This is a genomic window from Paenibacillus sp. BK033 (assembly GCF_004345425.1).
GTDB lineage: Bacteria > Bacillota > Bacilli > Paenibacillales > Paenibacillaceae > Pristimantibacillus.
The window spans coordinates 52,072-69,377 of the sequence record NZ_SLVP01000008.1 but is presented as its reverse complement, the minus strand read 5'-3'; the positions used below and the strand labels follow the sequence as shown (position 1 = coordinate 69,377).

Annotated in this window: 18 protein-coding genes and 1 pseudogene; 11 read left to right on the top strand and 8 right to left on the bottom strand. The window is 52.0% G+C overall.

The window, feature by feature from the left end:
* Positions 1-95 precede the first annotated feature (95 nt).
* The 4 genes from EV294_RS22980 to EV294_RS22965 all read left to right on the top strand — a co-directional run bounded on the left by EV294_RS22980 (position 96) and on the right by EV294_RS22965 (position 3,843).
* Positions 96-1,064, top strand: coding sequence for an MraY family glycosyltransferase (locus EV294_RS22980; protein ID WP_132311472.1), 969 nt, complete (start codon positions 96-98; stop codon positions 1,062-1,064).
* A 121-nt stretch (positions 1,065-1,185) separates the two neighbouring features.
* On the top strand, positions 1,186-1,953 hold the full coding sequence (locus EV294_RS22975) for a DeoR/GlpR family DNA-binding transcription regulator (RefSeq protein WP_132311102.1): 768 nt from the start codon (positions 1,186-1,188) through the stop codon (positions 1,951-1,953).
* A gap of 147 nt (positions 1,954-2,100) precedes the next feature.
* A complete protein-coding gene (locus EV294_RS22970) occupies positions 2,101-2,970 on the top strand; it encodes a DMT family transporter (protein ID WP_243711765.1) in 870 nt (289 codons plus the stop codon).
* Between the two features lie 12 nt (positions 2,971-2,982).
* Complete coding sequence (locus EV294_RS22965) at positions 2,983-3,843, top strand: metallophosphoesterase family protein (RefSeq protein ID WP_132311100.1); 861 nt, start codon at positions 2,983-2,985, stop codon at positions 3,841-3,843.
* Positions 3,844-3,907: 64 nt separating this feature from the next.
* Here the strand turns inward: EV294_RS22965 and EV294_RS22960 are convergent, their stop codons facing one another.
* From EV294_RS22960 to EV294_RS22945, 4 genes are all read right to left on the bottom strand, one after another.
* The gene (locus tag EV294_RS22960; protein WP_132311098.1) at positions 3,908-4,330 is read right to left on the bottom strand and encodes a DUF1259 domain-containing protein; all 423 of its coding nucleotides are present in this window, start codon (positions 4,328-4,330) and stop codon (positions 3,908-3,910) included.
* Between the two features lie 46 nt (positions 4,331-4,376).
* The gene (locus EV294_RS22955) at positions 4,377-4,796 is read right to left on the bottom strand and encodes a DUF1259 domain-containing protein (protein WP_132311096.1); all 420 of its coding nucleotides are present in this window, start codon (positions 4,794-4,796) and stop codon (positions 4,377-4,379) included.
* A gap of 304 nt (positions 4,797-5,100) precedes the next feature.
* Positions 5,101-5,742, bottom strand: coding sequence for a nitroreductase family protein (locus tag EV294_RS22950; RefSeq protein WP_132311094.1), 642 nt, complete (start codon positions 5,740-5,742; stop codon positions 5,101-5,103).
* A gap of 6 nt (positions 5,743-5,748) precedes the next feature.
* Positions 5,749-6,711 (bottom strand): DMT family transporter, encoded by a 963-nt coding sequence (locus EV294_RS22945; protein ID WP_132311092.1) that lies wholly within the window; start codon positions 6,709-6,711, stop codon positions 5,749-5,751.
* Positions 6,712-6,858: 147 nt separating this feature from the next.
* Here EV294_RS22945 and EV294_RS22940 point away from each other — a divergent pair, with 147 nt between their 5' ends.
* On the top strand, positions 6,859-8,199 hold the full coding sequence (locus tag EV294_RS22940) for an aminotransferase-like domain-containing protein (protein ID WP_132311090.1): 1,341 nt from the start codon (positions 6,859-6,861) through the stop codon (positions 8,197-8,199).
* Between the two features lie 13 nt (positions 8,200-8,212).
* Here the strand turns inward: EV294_RS22940 and EV294_RS22935 are convergent, their stop codons facing one another.
* Entirely contained in the window at positions 8,213-9,016 is an 804-nt protein-coding gene (locus EV294_RS22935) for a helix-turn-helix domain-containing protein (RefSeq protein WP_132311088.1), read from the bottom strand.
* A 205-nt stretch (positions 9,017-9,221) separates the two neighbouring features.
* Between EV294_RS22935 and EV294_RS22930 the strand changes: the two genes are divergently transcribed.
* The gene (locus tag EV294_RS22930) at positions 9,222-10,697 is read left to right on the top strand and encodes a sulfatase family protein (protein ID WP_132311086.1); all 1,476 of its coding nucleotides are present in this window, start codon (positions 9,222-9,224) and stop codon (positions 10,695-10,697) included.
* Positions 10,698-10,764: 67 nt separating this feature from the next.
* Here EV294_RS22930 and EV294_RS22925 read toward each other — a convergent pair whose 3' ends face one another.
* Positions 10,765-12,006 (bottom strand): mechanosensitive ion channel family protein, encoded by a 1,242-nt coding sequence (locus EV294_RS22925; protein ID WP_132311084.1) that lies wholly within the window; start codon positions 12,004-12,006, stop codon positions 10,765-10,767.
* A 176-nt stretch (positions 12,007-12,182) separates the two neighbouring features.
* On the opposite strand from EV294_RS22925, the gene EV294_RS22920 reads away from it, so the two are divergent.
* From EV294_RS22920 to EV294_RS31130, 3 genes and pseudogenes are all read left to right on the top strand, one after another.
* A complete protein-coding gene (locus EV294_RS22920) occupies positions 12,183-12,779 on the top strand; it encodes a GNAT family N-acetyltransferase (protein ID WP_132311082.1) in 597 nt (198 codons plus the stop codon).
* A 96-nt stretch (positions 12,780-12,875) separates the two neighbouring features.
* On the top strand, positions 12,876-14,027 hold the full coding sequence (locus EV294_RS22915; protein WP_132311080.1) for an enolase C-terminal domain-like protein: 1,152 nt from the start codon (positions 12,876-12,878) through the stop codon (positions 14,025-14,027).
* Between the two features lie 73 nt (positions 14,028-14,100).
* Positions 14,101-14,735: pseudogene (locus EV294_RS31130) on the top strand (alpha/beta hydrolase).
* Here the strand turns inward: EV294_RS31130 and EV294_RS22905 are convergent.
* Positions 14,732-15,127 carry a winged helix-turn-helix transcriptional regulator gene (locus tag EV294_RS22905; RefSeq protein ID WP_132311078.1) on the bottom strand — a complete coding sequence of 132 codons (396 nt, stop codon included), beginning with the start codon at positions 15,125-15,127 and terminating at the stop codon, positions 14,732-14,734. The pseudogene EV294_RS31130 and the gene EV294_RS22905 overlap by 4 nt on opposite strands.
* Before the next feature lie 145 nt (positions 15,128-15,272).
* Between EV294_RS22905 and EV294_RS22900 the strand changes: the two genes are divergently transcribed.
* Together EV294_RS22900 and EV294_RS22895 are read left to right on the top strand one after the other, a co-directional pair.
* The gene (locus tag EV294_RS22900; protein WP_132311468.1) at positions 15,273-16,181 is read left to right on the top strand and encodes a helix-turn-helix transcriptional regulator; all 909 of its coding nucleotides are present in this window, start codon (positions 15,273-15,275) and stop codon (positions 16,179-16,181) included.
* A gap of 69 nt (positions 16,182-16,250) precedes the next feature.
* Complete coding sequence (locus EV294_RS22895; RefSeq protein WP_132311076.1) at positions 16,251-16,769, top strand: DinB family protein; 519 nt, start codon at positions 16,251-16,253, stop codon at positions 16,767-16,769.
* Between the two features lie 68 nt (positions 16,770-16,837).
* Here the strand turns inward: EV294_RS22895 and EV294_RS22890 are convergent, their stop codons facing one another.
* Positions 16,838-17,173, bottom strand: coding sequence for an alcohol dehydrogenase catalytic domain-containing protein (locus EV294_RS22890; protein WP_243711762.1), 336 nt, complete (start codon positions 17,171-17,173; stop codon positions 16,838-16,840).
* Positions 17,174-17,306 lie beyond the last annotated feature (133 nt).

Genomic DNA, 17,306 nt, shown 5'->3' with positions numbered 1-17,306 from the left:
AAAAGCCCGGCGTCAGTCGACAGTCAGTGAATCATCAGTCGACACCATTCGTGATGAATATATAATGAGAGATAAGGTATATTCACGTATTGGTGGTGATTGCGATTTTATACGTTGCTGCTTTTTTATTGTCCTTTGTGACGGTGCTTGCGTTGATTCCTCCGTTCAGCAAGCTTGCGTTTAAAATTGATTTTGTAGACAAGCCAAGAAAGGACGTCGAGCGCAAGCTGCACCGGAAGCCGATCCCTCTGACGGCCGGCTATGCGATTTTTATTGGCTTTTTTATCGCTTATTTGGCTGTAGTCCGGGATTTCTCCATGCAGACGGGGGCGATATTCCTAGGCGGTCTATTGCTGCTGGCGATCGGTACGGTTGACGATTGGTATAAGACAAAAGGAAAGGATTTTCCCGCTCTGCCCAAGCTGATTGTTCAACTCTCCGCCGCCGTATTGGTTTACGCCTCAGGCGTTGTGTTTGAGGGCTTCGTTAATCCGTTCTCCGGCCATTATGTCGAGCTTCCCGTCCTGTTGCAATTTGTCTTGACGACGCTGTGGATCTTTGGAGTCACGACGGTTATCAACTTCTCGGACGGGCTGGACGGGCTGGCGGGAGGATTGTCTGCCATCTCAGCGATGACTCTGTTTATCGTAGCGTTGGCAATGGGACAGTCGAGCTCCGCGAATATGGCGATTATTCTAGTAGGCATAACCTTAGCGTATTTAAGATTCAACAAACCTCCGGCCAAAATATTCATGGGCGATGCGGGGGCGACCTTCCTCGGATTTATGCTGGCCGTCATTTCGCTCGACGGAGCCTTCAAGCAAGCGACGGCGCTTTCTATTTTTATCCCGATCCTTGCGTTAGGGGTTCCGATCTTCGATAATTTGTACGTGATGCTCAAGCGTTTCCTGCAAGGGAAGGCGATCTATCAGGCGGATGCGAGCCAAGCACATTACCGTCTGCTGCGAGCTGGTCTCAATCACAAGCAAGCTCTCATGGTATTGTGTTTAATGGGTACATGCCTCGGCTTGTCCTCTATTATTCTTATGCTGGTCGAGATATAAAGGTTAAGGCTGGAGCCCTGTCCGTGGGCTCCGGCTTTTTTGTTGTAATGTGTATTTGTGTGTTATTCTAGAAGAAATAGCGAATAGTGACCATGCAGTCCGCATTATTGGGGGAGTATCCATGCTTATACATGACCGGCATCAACAAATCATACAGCTGCTTCATGAATCGCAATCGGTAAAGACGGCGGACTTAATCGCGCGGTTCGGCGTATCGTTCGAGACGATCCGAAGAGATATGGAGTATCTGGAGCAGGAAGGCTTCCTGAAGAGAGTTCATGGAGGGGCTACCCTGCCTCCGGTGGACTACCGGAAGGAGCTCCCCTTCACCGTGCGGGAGACGAAGAGACATCCCGAGAAACGAGAATTGGCCCAGACGGCTCTTCGTTATGTGGAGGAGGGGCAATCCTTGTTCCTGGATGTAAGCACCACAAATACGGAATTCGCCAAAGCATTGGCCGCTCGTTTCGAACGGTTAACGATATTAACCAACTCCTTTCCGATCGCCTCCATCCTTATGGCTAAACCCCAGTTCACGATTATTTTCGTAGGCGGAGTCGTTCGTAATTCGGAGCAGTGCGCGGTTGGGGATTTTGCCGAGTCGTTTGTCTCCCAGTTCCACGCCGATCTGTTCTTCATGAGCGTGAGCGGCATTTCCCTGGCCGAAGGGCTGACGGATTACGGGATAAGCGAGATTCAACTGAAGAAGAGAATGCTGGAGCGGTCGCGGCGGGTCATCGCGCTTGCGGACAGCAGCAAGTTTGATATCGTGTCGCTTACGCCGGTATGCGGACTGGATAAGATCGAGCGTATTGTCACGGATTCCGGGCTTAGCTCCGATATCCTTGAGCGATACAAGGAAGCCGGCATTTCCGTTGAATGCAAATAGAAGCCGAGAAGCAAGAAGAGAGCCTTCCCCGAGGGCTCTTTTTTAATTGCTTTTCTCATTGACAGGGTAAAAGGCTCATGCTACCATTTGCGTAAAGTTGCATTTATGTGTGTTTATGTGTGTATTGATTAGTCGGTTGTTGTAGTGGTGGGAGGGGTCATTATTTCGCATGCCGTATGGCTTGTATTGGGTTCCGGCGTGGCGCATGCCGTATGGAATTTGCTCACGAAGAAGAGCGGGAATAAGCAATTGTTTTTGTTCATGATCTATATTCCTGCTACGCTAACGCTTCTGCCGGCATTTATTTCGGAGATGGTCTCCGTTCAAGTGCCATTATCAGGTTATGTCCTATTGATCCTGTCGCTGCTGATTCAGGCAGGTTATGCGTACTTCTTGTCCCGAACGTTAACCTTCGGTGACTTGTCCCAGGTGTACCCGATGATGAGAGGGATCGCGACCTTCCTGCTGCCTCTTTGCGGGGTTATTTTCTTGGGCGAGCGGCTGTCAGCCTGGGGTTGGCTGGGCCTTGGGTTAATTGCTCTGGGGTTCTTCCTGTTAAGCGGGTTCTATGGGAGAAAGCAGCGGTTTCAAGCTTCGGGAAAAGTACTGTCGTCTATTCTTGCCGTAGGCCTCTGCACAATGGCTTATGTGATGGTGGACAAAGTGAATCTGCGGCATTTCTCGCCGGTTGTGCTGTTAGAGATATCGAATATCGGATTTATGGCGGGGCTTGCTCCGTTCATCCGGTTCCGGGAAATAGGCTGGGTACGGGAGATAAAGGCAAACGGGAGGCTGCTTGCGGCAGGCTCCATTCTGTCTCCGGGCTCTTACCTGCTGTTCCTGTTCGCCATGAGCATGTCGCAGCTGACGTATGTGGCGCCGCTTCGGGAGATCGGGACCGTCTTTGGGACCTTTATGGGCGTATGGCTGCTGAAGGAAGGAAAAGGCGGCCTGCGGTTAGCGTCCGCCAGCCTGATTTTTACGGGTATTCTGCTTGTGGGGATATTGGGTATATAGGAGGTTGCGAATATGACAAATGAAGAGGGCAAAGGGAAGGCACGACTTCAATTTCAGGTCATTACCGATACGCATGTGAGGACGGATCCCGGACATACGCATAATCGCAACCTGGCGCGGGCGCTCGAGGATATAAAACGGGTGGCGCCCGACAGCGACGGGATTATGCATGCAGGCGATATCACCGATCACGGGCATGCGGAAGAGTATGCGGAGTTTCGCAAAATATGGCGGGAGCACGTAGAAGGATTGCCAACCGCTTATTTTGCTTCCGGCAATCATGATGTCGGCGGGGGAGAGTGGCCTTTGCGCCTGGGCGCTTATCTGGACGCCACGGAGATGGGCGGGCCGTATCACGCTCATTTGGTGAAAGGATATTCTTTCATCTTCCTCGGAACCGAGCGGGGGCTGGATCTGTTCTCGTTTCTGTCGGAAACGCAGCTGGCCTGGCTGGACCGCAAATTAGAGGAAAGCAAGAGTCTGAATCGTCCTGCCTTCGTGTTCCTGCATCAGCCGCTTAAGGATACGGTTGCGGGCTCCTGCGAGTCGCAGAAGTGGTATGGCGTAACCCAAGATGAACAGCTCAAGGAAGTACTGTCCAGACATCGGCATGCCGTTCTGTTTACCGGGCATACGCATTGGGAGCTGGAAGCGCCTAATACCCTGTATGACGATGAACAAATGCCCCGCATGTTTAATGCGGCATCCGTTGCCTATCTCTGGACGGATGAAGACGAGCATAAGGACGGAAGTCAAGGGCTGTTCGTCGAGGTATACGAGAATCGGATTATCGTCCGGGGACGGGACTTTGCCGCGGGCCAGTGGCTCGAGAGGGTCCGGTATGAGTGGGAGATTCCGAGTCATCGGTTATAACTATGTAACAAAGGGGGTCTCGCCGTAGCTGCGATTCCCCTTTATTTTTAAATGATGCTAATCATTAGCCCAAGAAAGCGATCGAACGTTTTACTTTTTTAGCAAACTCAATAGGATTATCAATGGACTCCCAGTGGACGTACATGAGACGCGGATTCTCGAACAACCAGTGATTATGAACGGCCGTAACTTTTATCCCGTTCCTCCGAAGGTTTGTGAGCAAGCGATTGACCTGGTTTTGGAAAAGCGCCGTTTCTCCCAGACAGAGTGCTCGTCCGGAACTGTCCAATGACTCAAACGAGAACAATTGATAACGAACGAGAGGGGACGCGGTGCGTTTTCCTAAAATAGAGGCTTTTATAATTCTGTTTCTTGAAACGAAACAAACCGGCCCTTTCGTAATTTCATGCTCTGTCCCGCCCAAAATGGAGGAGAAGCGGTTGCATATTTTTTTAAATTGCGGACTTGCCTTTACAGGTTGCGCCATTTACAGATCATCCTTTCATGTTTAAAAATAAAAAAATACTCAAACATTAGCCGAGGAATGCGATAGATGCCTTGGTTTTTTTGGCAAACTCTACAGGATTCATATCAGCTTCCCAGTGCATATACATTAAGCGCGGGTTCTCGTTAAGCCAGTGATTATGAAGAGAAGTGACTTTGATTCCGCGTTTACGAAGATTCGACATCAATCGATTAACCTGATTTTGATGCACGGCGGTCTCGCCTAAACAAAGCGCGCGGCCCGAAGCGCTTAGAGACTCGAACGAGAACATTTGCATTTGAACCAAAGGAGAACGAGTTCTTCTGCCCAAAATGGTCTCTTTTAAGTTCGTCATCCGAGTGACGAAACAAACCGGACCTGCTTCAATCTCCGATTCACCTCCCAGAATTTTCGAGAATTGCGTGCACAGCCTTGCGAATTGCGGACTTACTTTTACTTTTTGCGCCATATAAATCCTCCTTTAATCAGTACTGCTGTAATCTATGTTGAATCTAGTAAAGCGCGCTGTGCGGAATTACTAGATTTAAGAAAATGTCCTTTTGGCGCTCCTGGCCATTCCCTTATACCTGCAAAACGTCATCCTCCAACCATTGCGGAGTTTTGCAGTGCCGACGAAGTCAACTAGCAAGAAGCACTTGAATGATGAACTAGCCTCAAAGGCGAGTGGGTTTCCTGCTAAAAAAGGTCCAGGAGTGCGCACCTATTGGCACGCATTCCTGGACCTTATTTTTTCAAAACAATCTAAGTCGTTGTTATTCCTGTTGGAAACCGTTCCAAACAATGGTCTGTTCAACCGGAAAACGCAAGGAGGCGCGGGCCGGGGCCGCCGCCTTGCCAATCGCGATAAGCATAACCGGAATATATCGGGATGGTATATGAAACGCTTCGATAAAAGCATCCGCGCTAAATCCGCCCATCGGGCAGGAGTCGAGTCCTTTCGCCTTTGCAGCCAGCATAAGCTGCATGGCCGCAAGCGACGCGTTGCGAATGGCTTCCTCGCGCGCATAGGCGGGGGAATCCCCGTATGCCGCATCTATTTGATCGATTAGACTAGCCTTGATATCCTCCGTCATCAGTCCGGCTTCCACATCGGGTCCAAAGACATCTTCAGCGTTGCGATGGGCTTCAAGGTCGCCAAGTACCGCTATGACGACGGAAGCTTCGACGACTTGCTTTTGCCCGTAAGCGATGGGCAGGAGCTTCTCTTTAGCAGCCTGACTATGGATGGAAAGATACCTCCAGTGTTGAAGGTTCCAGGCGGACGGCGCTTGGCTTGCAATCTCCAGCAGACCGATGATCTCTTTCTCGTTTAGCCGGTGCGCGGCATCATAATGCTTAACGGAATGGCGCTCCCGGATAATCGCATAAAAATCGGCAAAAACGGTTGATGACATTGATCTTCAACTCCTTGAATGGTTTACGGCGTTTAGTTTTTCGCTCTTTCCGCCCCCGGCAGCCTTTTTTCGGCCAAGCCTATTCGTGCCGATCACACCGGCAATGATCAGCACCGAGCCGATCAGATGATAGATCGTTACTTTTTCCCCAAGAAAGACTGCTCCGGCCGTCATGGATACAATGGTAGAGAGATTGGCAAACACGCTCATTCTCGACGCCTCCATCCTGGACAAAATGTAATTGGAGGTCAGTGCCGTTAACAGCGAGGATACGATGCCCAGGAAAATAAGCGATGCCATGAAGGTGCCGCTCGCCAGAGGCGCGAATATATGGGAAAGGGTCCCTGCCGAGGCATGGCTGGTAAATGCGGTAACCGCAAAAAAGACAAAGCCGATGCCCATCATCAAATAAGTGATTTCCGCCGGGCTGAACAGTCCGGATAACGAACGGGCCAGCACGGTATACCCGGCAAAAGCGAAGCAGGTAAGCAATAGCAGCGAAATGCCAAGCAGATTGGACAGATCAATGCCGCTGCCTTTCATGACAAAGATAAACACCACCCCAAACACCGACAGGAAGATTGACAGCTTCTGCGGAGCGGTCGTGGTTTCTTTAAGGAACAGGGAAGCGATAATCATCGTAACGACCGGCGTGAATGCATACAGGATGCCACCCTCCGCCGAGCTGGCATGCTGCAGCCCATAGGCCTGAAGCGTGAAGAACCCAAGCGGGTACATGGATGCCAGCAGCAGCACTTTGCCAAGCGGCTTGCCGCGGTAGGAAAGCTTCATCCAGCCGGCTGCGACCGGAATAGACATAACCAGAAACGATAAGGTAAAGCGAAAAGCAAGCGTATCAAGCGGACTGGCGTAATCCAGCGCCGTCTTGGCAAACAAAAAAGATAATCCGATAATGACCGCGTTAAGCACGGCGAGGAGATAAGGGAGCCTCATTTCCTTGTGAACCATGTTTCATCATCCTCTCAGAGCCTACGGCAGCGTGTTCGCGAACGTCTGTAACCGTTAATTTGAAGATACGGGATATCGGTTAACCAAACAACGCCGTTTTACTCCAATTGTATCGATACAGTTGAACGGGAGCGCAAGGAGGCCAGAATGAAAAAATATTATAGGATCCTATCCGACATGGAGGAGAAAATCCGGCAGGGGAAATACCGCCCCGGTCAAAAGCTCCCGTCCGTCCGCAATGCCGCGGAAGCTTACGGCTGCAGCATCAGCACCATTACCAGGGCTTATGCCGAACTGGAAAAACGACACGTCATTTATTCGGTGCCGCAAAGCGGGTACTACGTTGTTGTGAAGCCCGGCGATTGGCGCGACCGGCGGGATAGCAGCATGATCTATTTCGCGACGGTCCTGCCGGACCTGGACGCTTTTCCTTATTTGGATTTCCAGCATTGTCTCAACAAAGCTATCGATATTTACAAGTATGACCTGTTCACTTATGGCGACCCGCTGGGGCTGGAGTCCTTCCGTCACACCCTTGTTTCGCATTTGGCAAGCGATCAGGTATTCACCAAGGTCGAGAGAATCTTCATTACCTCCGGCGCGCAGCAGGCGCTGGAAATACTGGCGAAGATGCCGTTCCCAAACGGCAGGGAAGCGATATTGGTTGAGCAGCCCAGCTATGACCGGTACTTGCGGTTTCTGGAGACGGAGAACATTCCGGTGCATGGCATCGCCCGAACGGCTGCCGGCATCGATCTTCAGGAGCTGGAGCGTTGGTTCAAGAGCGGCAACATCAAACTTTTTTACACGATGTCGAGGTATCATAATCCGCTTGGCACTTCTTATAATGCCGAGGAACGAAGAGCAATCGCGAGGCTTGCCGGCAAATACGGCGTCTATATCCTAGAAGACGATTATATGGCCGACCTCGGGGCAGACCGGCAAACCGATCCGATTTACGCTTCGGATGGGGGCGAGCATGTTATATACGTAAAAAGCTTCTCCAAGATTATCTTTCCCGGCCTAAGGTTAGGCGCAATCGTATTGCCGGAGCGGCTGCTTAAGACCTTTTACGCTTATAAAATATATCCCGACACGTCGCTGCTCTCCCAAGCGGCGCTTGAGGTGTATATCAAAAATGGCATGTACGAACGGCATAAGCACAAGATAGCCGGCCTGTACGCCGCGCGGATGTCGGCCTTGAACGAATCGGTGAATCGGCATAACGAGCCGGGCTTAATGGAGGTGCCGGATATCCGATCGGGGATATACACGCATTTCAAGTTGAAACAGACGGTGAACGTAGAGCAGCTCTTGAAGCGCCTTGCGGAAAGGAACGTCAGCGTTGTGTCCGGCAAGGGGTTCTACCTGTCCAACTATCTGGATAAGGAGAAGTTCCTTCGGATCAGCATTTCCCAGACCGGGCCCGAGCAGATTGAGGAAGGAGTCCGAATAATTACGGAAGAGGTGCGTAAGGGAAGCTGGTGAGTGTAGGGCTTGCTTAAGGGAACGGCTGGGGCAAGTCCTCCGTCCTGCCGCGGGCTATGAATTCGGACGGTGACAGGCCGACATGCTTCTTGAACATCCGGAAAAAATACGAGGGGTCGTAGTAACCCAGGTACTGGGCGATGTCCGCGACGGTCATGTCGGAGTGGAGCAGAAGACGGCAGGCTTCAAGCAGGCGCAGCTGATGCATATAGCGGATGGGAGACTGGCCGAAAACCTCTTTGAACAGAGCGGTGGCATAATTCGGCGAACGATCAATAAGCTCCCCAAGCTGCCCGATTTCCACATGCTCGCGGTAATGGTCCAGCAAATATTGCTTCATCAGCTGCGCGTAAAACATCTTGGCGGGAGTCACCTCCGGCTTCTCCAGTTCTCTTGCAAGCAGGCCGATCAGCTCCTGCGTTAGTCCGAGGCCAATATAGGAGTGAAAGCTGCGGCCGCTCCTCATCTCTTCGAACAGCTTCATGAATTTGCGCTGCGTGGAATGAAGGCTGGAGAGCCGGAACCGAATAAATTCTCCCTGGTCAAGAAACGGAATATCCAGCTTGCTGCCTGGTTCCGTCGTAATTAAAACCGTATATTTCTGATGAGGGCTGCCGGGGACCGTATCTCCGCTGCGAAGCGTAGATTGCGGAATGTACAGGAAATCTCCCCGTTCCGCGATAATCTCTTGCCCATTAATGGTGTATCTAACCTTGCCGTCCGTAACCAGTACGAGGACATGATAGCTGAGCACCTCGCTTTGGGTGCGCCAGTTCGGAATGCGGTCGTCGAAATTTACGCTTAACAGCTGCAGCATGGGATCCCCGTCCTTTTACAATGACTCTAATGAAATACTAGCAAAAATAACCGGTTCGGGTAAATGGCCGTTCCCGACTTATCGCTCATAGTATCGTTGAAATGTACATGGACGGGATGGAATGTACGTCGACCGGACCAAGGCTCCAAACCTATAATACGGGTACAGCCGTCATGGCAAACGATTGAAGGAGAGGAGCAACCTTATGAAAATTTTGCTGCTGGATTTGGATTCGACGAGGCCGGATCATCTGGGGTGCTACGGTTACCCCCGCCGGACATCTCCGAATATTGACCGGATTGCCGCTCAAGGCGTCCGCTTCGATAATTACTATACCTCCGACGCGCCTTGCTTCCCGTCGCGGACGGCTCTAATGACCGGCCGCTTCGGCATTCATAACGGAGTGGTGGGACATGGCGGGTCTTCGGCAGACGTTCGTCATGAAGGCGCGTCAAGGGATTTTCGCGACCGGCTTGCCTCCGAAAGCTTTCCGGCATTGTTCCGGCAGGCGGGAATACGTACCGCGCTTGTCAGTCCGTTCGGGGAGAGGCATTCCGCTTGGACCTTTTATGCCGGCTTTAACGAGATCTACAATACGGGCAAAGGCGGAATGGAATCCGCTGAGGAGGTAACGCCCGTCGTCCTGGATTGGATTGACCGGAACGCGGAGTCGGACAACTGGATGCTGTACGTCAATTATTGGGATCCGCATACCCCGTACCGGGCCCCGGAATCGTTCGGCAATCCGTTTAAGGAAGATCCGCTGCCGGAGTGGATTACGGACGAGGTGCTTGACGCGCACATGCGCAAGGTGGGACCGCATAGCGCCAGCGAAATCAATATGTACGACAACGCCACGTCGCCGGATTATCCGAGGCATCCGGGGGATATCCGCAGCCGGGAGGATCTGCGGCGCATGGTGGATGGCTATGATTGCGGGGTCCGCTTCATGGACGAGAACATCGGCCAATTATTTGCCTTGCTTGAGCAAAAGGGCGTCATGGACGAACTCGTCATCATTATTACGGCCGATCACGGCGAGAACATGGGCGAGCTAGGGATTTACGGGGAGCATGGCACGGCGGATCAGGGAACCTGCCGGATTCCGATGATCATTCGGTGGCCGGGCATGAAGGAGGGAATTGTCGATAAGGGCCTCCATTACCATTTGGATCTGCCGCCAACGATAGCCGAGCTCCTCGGTCGGCAGCCTATGCCAAGCTGGGACGGCGCCAGCTACGCGAAGGTGCTGCAGTCCGGCGAAGAGGCGGGACGAGAATATTTGGTTGTGTCCCAATGCGCGCATGTGTGCCAGCGAAGCGTGCGGTTTGGCGATTATCTTTACATTCGCACGTATCATGACGGCTATCATCTGTTCGACAAGGAAATGCTGTACAACCTGGCCGATGACCCGCATGAACAGATCAATCTTGCGTCGGAGCGGCCGGATCTGTGCAGGGAAGCGGTATATCTGCTTAATGATTGGCACGATACGATGATGGCTTCGATGCCCTACGACACGGATCCGTTGTGGACGGTCATGAAGGAGGGCGGTCCTTATCATGCGAAGGGAGCGCTGCCGCGTTACCTGGAGCGGCTTGAGCAGACGGGACGGGGGGAAGCCGTGCCGGAGCTGATCCGCAGGCATTCTCGCGAGTTGGAGGGACAACGCAAGCTGTAAAAATAAGAGAGGCCGCGCCGTCATCAGCTGGACTGACGATGGCGTGGCCTCTTATTCGCCAAGGCTGTTAATAAGCCTCAACCTTTGGCAAGCTCTTGAAATCTTGACCGGACGGGTTTTGGAAGACATGAAGTCCAAACTCCGGCGCAACGGCCAGAATATGATCGAAGATATCCGATTGAACTCCCTCGTACACCGCCCAGTTAATATCATTGGTGAAGGCGTAAATTTCGAGAGGCAGTCCGTTCTCGGCTGGGGCGAGCTGTCTGACGATCCGCGTCATGCCTTTATGAATCTTTGGATGCTGCTCCACATACCGTTCGATATAGGCCCGGAATACGCCGATATTCGTCATGGCCCTGCCATTCACCGAGACGGTAGGATCAATCTCGTTCTCCAGGTTGTAGTGGAGAATTTCCTTCTCCTTATCCAGGATATATTCGCTAAGGAGATGGATTTTCTTGAATTTCCCGATCATTTCGGGCGTGCAAAATCCGATGCTGTTCATATCGATGTACACGGCCCGTTTAATGCGCCGGCCGCCGGCATCCTGCATGCCTCTCCAGTTCTTGAACGAATCCGAAATCAGGGCATAGGAAGGGATGGTCGTGATCGTCTTGTCGAAGTTCTGCACCTTGACGGTATGCAGCGAAATATCAATGATGTCTCCGTCCGCTCCGTATTTGGGCATCTCGATCCAATCGCCTACCTGGACCATATCGTTAGTTGACAATTGAATGCCTGCAACCAGGCCGAGCAGCGAATCTTTAAAGATCAGCAGCATAACCGCGGACAAGGCGCCAATCCCGCTAATGAGAATAACGGGGCTTTCGCCGATCAGGTTCGAGATGGCCAGAATCCCGCCGATAATGAACAGGAAGATTTTGACCACCTGCACGTATCCTTTGATAGGGCGGCTCCTCGAAATATCGTAGGTTCTGTAAATATCGTTTACCGCGTTAAGGAAAGCATCCAGCACCAACAGGATGACAATAATAAGATAAATCGTAATTCCCTTCAGAATAAGAGAATGATAGGCCGCAAAGCTAAACGAGAAATAATAGAGTATGATGGCGGGAACGATATGGGACAGCTTATGAAATACTTTGCGCTCCAGCAAATAATTGTCCCAACGGTACCGGTTGTTCCGGATGTAATGGCTGACGATGCGCAGCACAACCTTTTTGGTTATAAAGTTGGCGGCTATGCTTACAATCCCTGCGATAATAACAATGGCAATGCTGGCTAGGTAGACAGCTAGATTGGTGTTGACTCCTAAATCGACAAGCAAATCTTTAATATAATTCATTACTCCTCCTTCAATCCATAGAGCCCCTGGGGGCTTTTCTATTTTAAGATGGTACTGAAAGCCGGGCTTCCCGTCAACCTGTAGAAATGCTTGCAAAATAATACAAATATTCGGTTCCTTCCTGCATTCATGCCGCCCAGTCCTATTGGTAGGATAGTGGAAAAGGAGGGCTCGCTATGAGATTTCGTACGAATCTGACGTTGGAAAACCGTAAGGTTATTCTTCTGCCTTTGCAGGCGGCGCACGTTAAGGAGCTTGCCCGGCTGCTTAGCGATCCGAGAGTCTGGGAGATGACCTGGCGGAGGAACAATATGGAGCAAGCGATCGAGCTGGCGCTTGAGTCCGCTCTGGTAAATAGAGAAGCGGGGACGCAGCTTCCGTTCGCCATCATGGACAAAACCAGCGGACGAGTGGCGGGAACAACCCGGCTTGGCGATCTCGACGTCAATAACCGAAACGTGGAAATCGGCTGGACATGGATGGCTCCGTCGTTCTGGGGACAAGGAATAAACCAGGCCTGCAAGCTGCTGCTTCTTCAATATTGTTTCGAAGAGCTTGGCGTAATTCGGGTCCAGTTCTCTGCCAGCGGCCGCAATCTGCGGTCGCAAAGGGCGCTGGAGAAAATCGGAGCAGTAAGGGAAGGGGTGCTGCGCAGGCATCGGGTGGATGCGACGGATGGCGGCACGGTTCATGATAACGTGTTTTACAGCATTTTGGAGGAGGAGTGGCCTCTAGTTAGAGAGCGGCTTCTTCGGAAAATGAATCCGTTTTAATATAATGAATATATTTTATTTTGACATATTTGTTTCGGGCGATATATAGTGGAAGGAGCTGGAACTATTCCTTCATTCATTAGGAGTGAAACGACAATGGATCTATCTCTTATTCAGCCCGAATGGAAAGTAGAAAAGATCGAGGTTGCGACTCTTACGGGCGAGCGCGCGCGAAACGCGGGTTCAAACGGCAGGCTTGGCAATCACGGCAAGCATTGCTCGGTCCGTATCGCCCGCCTTACGATTGACGGGGAGACGGGGTTTGGTCACACGGGCTCGTTAACGGAGGAGCTGGCGGATGCCGTTATAGGGATGAGGCTCATAGATTTGTTCGATGCCAATGGCAGAGTCCTTAAGCCTTACCGCATTCCGCTCGAATACCCGATTCTGGACTGGCTGGGACGCAGACTGAATACGCCCGTGTATGAATTGATTTCCGCCGTTAACCGCGCACCGGGATCTCCGCTGATCGTGCCTTGCTATGATACATCGCTGTACTTCGATGACCTGCACCTGCCGAGCGAGCAGGATGCGGTCGCGCTGCTGAAGGAAGAGGCGATGCAGGGCTTCTCCAAAGGCCACCGCAATTTCAAGATTAAAGTGGGCCGCGGCGGAAGACATATGCCCGTGCAGGAAGGGACGAAGCGGGATATCGCCATTATTCATGGCGTCGCCGAGGTTGCCGGACCTGAAGGAAAAATCATGATAGATGCCAACAACGCGTATAATCTCAATTTGACCAAGGAAGTGCTCGCTGCCGTTGATGACGTGAATCTGCATTGGATGGAAGAAGCCTTCCACGAAGACGATGCTTTGTATGCGGACCTGAAGGCGTGGCTGCAGGAGCGCGGGCGGAATGTGCTTATTGCCGACGGCGAAGGGCTGGCGTCGCCGCATCTCGTGAGCTGGGCGAAAAAAGGCTTTGTTGACGTGCTGCAATACGATATTATTTATCCGGGCTTTACGCATTGGCTGGAGCTCGGCGCGGAGCTTGACCGGGCTGGACTGAGGTCGGCGCCGCACTGCTACGGCAACGCATACGGCATTTATGCGCTTGGGCATATCGCCGCTGCGATTAACAACTTTGAGTTTGTCGAATACGACGATATAACCATAGAGGGAATGGACGCGTCCGCTTATCGGGTAGAGGACGGCAAGTTTTATGTACCGGATAAAGCGGGCTTTGGCCTCGAATTTGACGGGGAGCTGTTCGCAAGACAGGCTTTGGCGAATGGCTGGAGCCGTTAACCTAATAAACCGTAAGATCAGTGCCGCTAGCTTTTGCGGTTCTGGTCTTTTTTTGTAAGTAAGCCACTTAAAAGTGCCGTCTTACGGCTTTAACGCCATCTCCGATCGCGTTGAGCTGGCCGCGGCTACCGGTCATGCGATAATCTCCGTCGATTATCGCTTGGCGCCGGAGCATAAATTTCCCGTGCCCGTAGAAGAAGCCGTCTATGCGGCGCAGTGGGTGTATGAACAGGCCGCGTCGCTGGGACTGGATTCGAACAGAATTGCCGTAGCCGGGGGAAACGTCGGGGCAGCCTGGCCGCCGTTGTGGCGCAGCAGGCAGTAAGCAGGGGGAGCTTCTCCATTGCGGCTCAAATCCTGCTATGCCGGTTGATGGACTGGGCGGGAGATTATGCCTCGAAGCGTGCATACGGTGAGAGCTATTTCCTCGATTCGGCCCTGCTGGACTATTGCGCGGGACACTATTTGAACTCCGATGAAGAACGAATGAACCCGCTCGCTTCGCCGCTCTATGGAGTTGCCGCGGGCGTGGCGCCGGCAATCGTTGTGACGGCGGAATATGATCCTTTGCGCGATGAAGGGGAGCGATACAGCCGGCTGCTTATCGCAAGCGGGGTCGAGGTGACGCATAAGCGTTATGCCAGCATGATCCACTTGTTTTACGCCCTGACGGATGTATTCGAGGATGGGAATGACGTTATGCGTTAATTAATCAGGTGCTCGGCAGACTGAATAGGGGGACGATTGATGGCGTCGAAGGCTTTTCTTGCTCTTAGCACGGAATCGTAATGGGCGTCGGTCCATTGATGCAGTATCCGCATCGGGCCGATCAGGGTCTGGCCAAGAGGCGTCAGCTCATACTCTACGGTAGGCGGGACGGTTGGATGGACATACCGCACGACAAGGCCGTCCCTCTCCAGCTGGCGCAGCGTCTGGGTAAGCATCTTTTGCGTGACGCCCTCGACCCGTTTTTTCAGATCGCTGTACCGCCGTTTGCCCGATTCCAGCTCGTAAAAAACAAGCACCGTCCATTGGCTTGAGACAATTTCCAAGGCGCGTCTGTAATGGCAGGGAGACTCCGTCTCTTCAAATTCGTTCATACCATCCACTCCTGTCTGTCGAAATACGGTCATGATCGTTGACAAAGCTTATATCCTGTAATATATTGATTCCCTCTTCGGATGGAAACACCTGTTGGCTATTTTTTAAGAATATATAAACGAACGGACGGGCGGTAGATCCTTGATGAAGCTGGAGCGTTTGATCTCCATTATCTATAAGCTGCTGAATAACGATGTGCTGCCGGCCCATGTGCTGGCCGAAGAGTTTCAGGTATCCCAGCGAACGATATACCGGGATATTGACGTCATTTGCGCGGCAGGCTTTCCGGTTGTCTCGTATCAGGGGAACAAGGGCGGCTTTGGCATGATGGAAGGCTTCAAGATGGATAAAAGCCTGCTTGGCTCCTACGATGTAAATGCCCTTGTTACGGTGCTTAAGGGGCTGTCGACCGTCTTTGAAGACGAACGGGCGCAGGGAACAATCGAGAGGCTGCAAACCGTAGGAACCGAGCAGCGGATGCCAAGTCTAGCTGTGGATTTCGATACGCGCAAAACGGATCCCGAGACGCTGCCATTATTGCGTTCGGCGATTACGCAGCGAAAAGTGGTCCGGTTCGACTACATTAACGCGAAGAATGAACGGACCACCCGCGAGCTGGAGCCGGTCAGGCTTCATTTCAAATACGGCAGCTGGTATGTTTACGGCTATTGCTTGACGCGGTGCGAGTATCGGGAGTTCCGGTTGTCCCGCATGGTGGAGGCGTTCAGGACCGAACGCGGCTTTGAGCCTCATCAGGAGGTGCCGGAGGAGGCGGGTCCTTTTGCGGGGAATGAGAGCCTGGTTGAGGATGTCGTGGTTAAGGTAGGGCCGCAAGCGTTGGCGGATGCGATGGACCATTTCGGCTACGTCCCGAAAACCTTTCATTCCGATGGCGGCATGACGATGCGGATTCCCGTCTATAAACCGGCCGAGGCAAGCTGGCTGTGGTCGATTCTACTTGGCTTTGGCAGCGGCGCGGAGGTGCTTGAGCCCTCCGGGCTTCGGAGCATTATGAAAGAGCAGCTTCAACAAACGCTGAAGCTTTACGAGTAGTATGACACACTGTTGTCATACTACTTTTTTTATACTGGCTTCATAACCAGTTAAAAGGAGTCGATGATCATGAAAAATTATCCGGCGGAAATGTTGAACTACCACTTTTGGGCAAGCCAAACGATCCTGGGGAGAATGAAAGAGCTGCCAGCCGCGGTGCTGCATCAAGAAGTAAATACCTCTTTTCCGACCATTGCTCACGCTTTGAATCATATTTACGCGGTAGATAAAACATGGTATATGGTGCTCACGGGAGCGGATATGGGAGCGGCGCTGCAGGAATGCATGCCGTTAAGCGGCCGAATTCTGGAGACGGTGGATGAATATGTTAGTCTCTTTGCCGAGCTGGCCGGGCAATACAACGAGTGGCTCGGAAGCGGGCCGGACGCGGAGCAGGCTATCACGCTCAATAATCCCTATGCCGGAATCCGCGAGACAACTTTAGCGGAAATTATGCTGCATACGGCTAATCACGGGTCCTATCACCGGGGCAATATATCCACGATGCTGCGCCAGCTCGGTTATGCTTCCACGATGAACGACTATGCTCTTTACTGGTACCGGCAGCCTGTATCCGCTGCTTTGTAGAACCTTGTTGCAAACCGGGATCGCCTATCTGTCCGAGCTTTACGGCTTGGGGATGGGCGATCCGAGGTTTATTCGGGTAAACATACGTATTCCGCGTAAGTTCCGAAGCGACGGGGACTAATGCCGAATACCTCATCGCCTTTCTTGAACAACGTTACGTTCTTGCCGACCGTATCGATTTCACCGGCAAACTCGACGCCCAGAATGGGAAACTTGGGATTTCTAAGCCCATAGAGAAACCGGATGAAAAAAGGATCCGCTCTTCGGAAGGAGCAATCCGAGGGGGTTACGGCAGCCGCATGTATCTTTATCCGTATTTCATTCTCCTTGGGAACGGGCATCTCTACATCCTTGAACTGAAGGATCTCCGGCGTTCCGTATTTCTCGCATACAATCGCTTTCATAACAATTCCCCCTTTGCTGCCTTACCAATTTACGCATAATGTAAATTAAAGTATTCATTATGTCAAGTTAACTTTACACAAATGGGTCTGGATAGGCTTTCGCTTCCTTAGAAGGGTAGTCATACCTTCTATT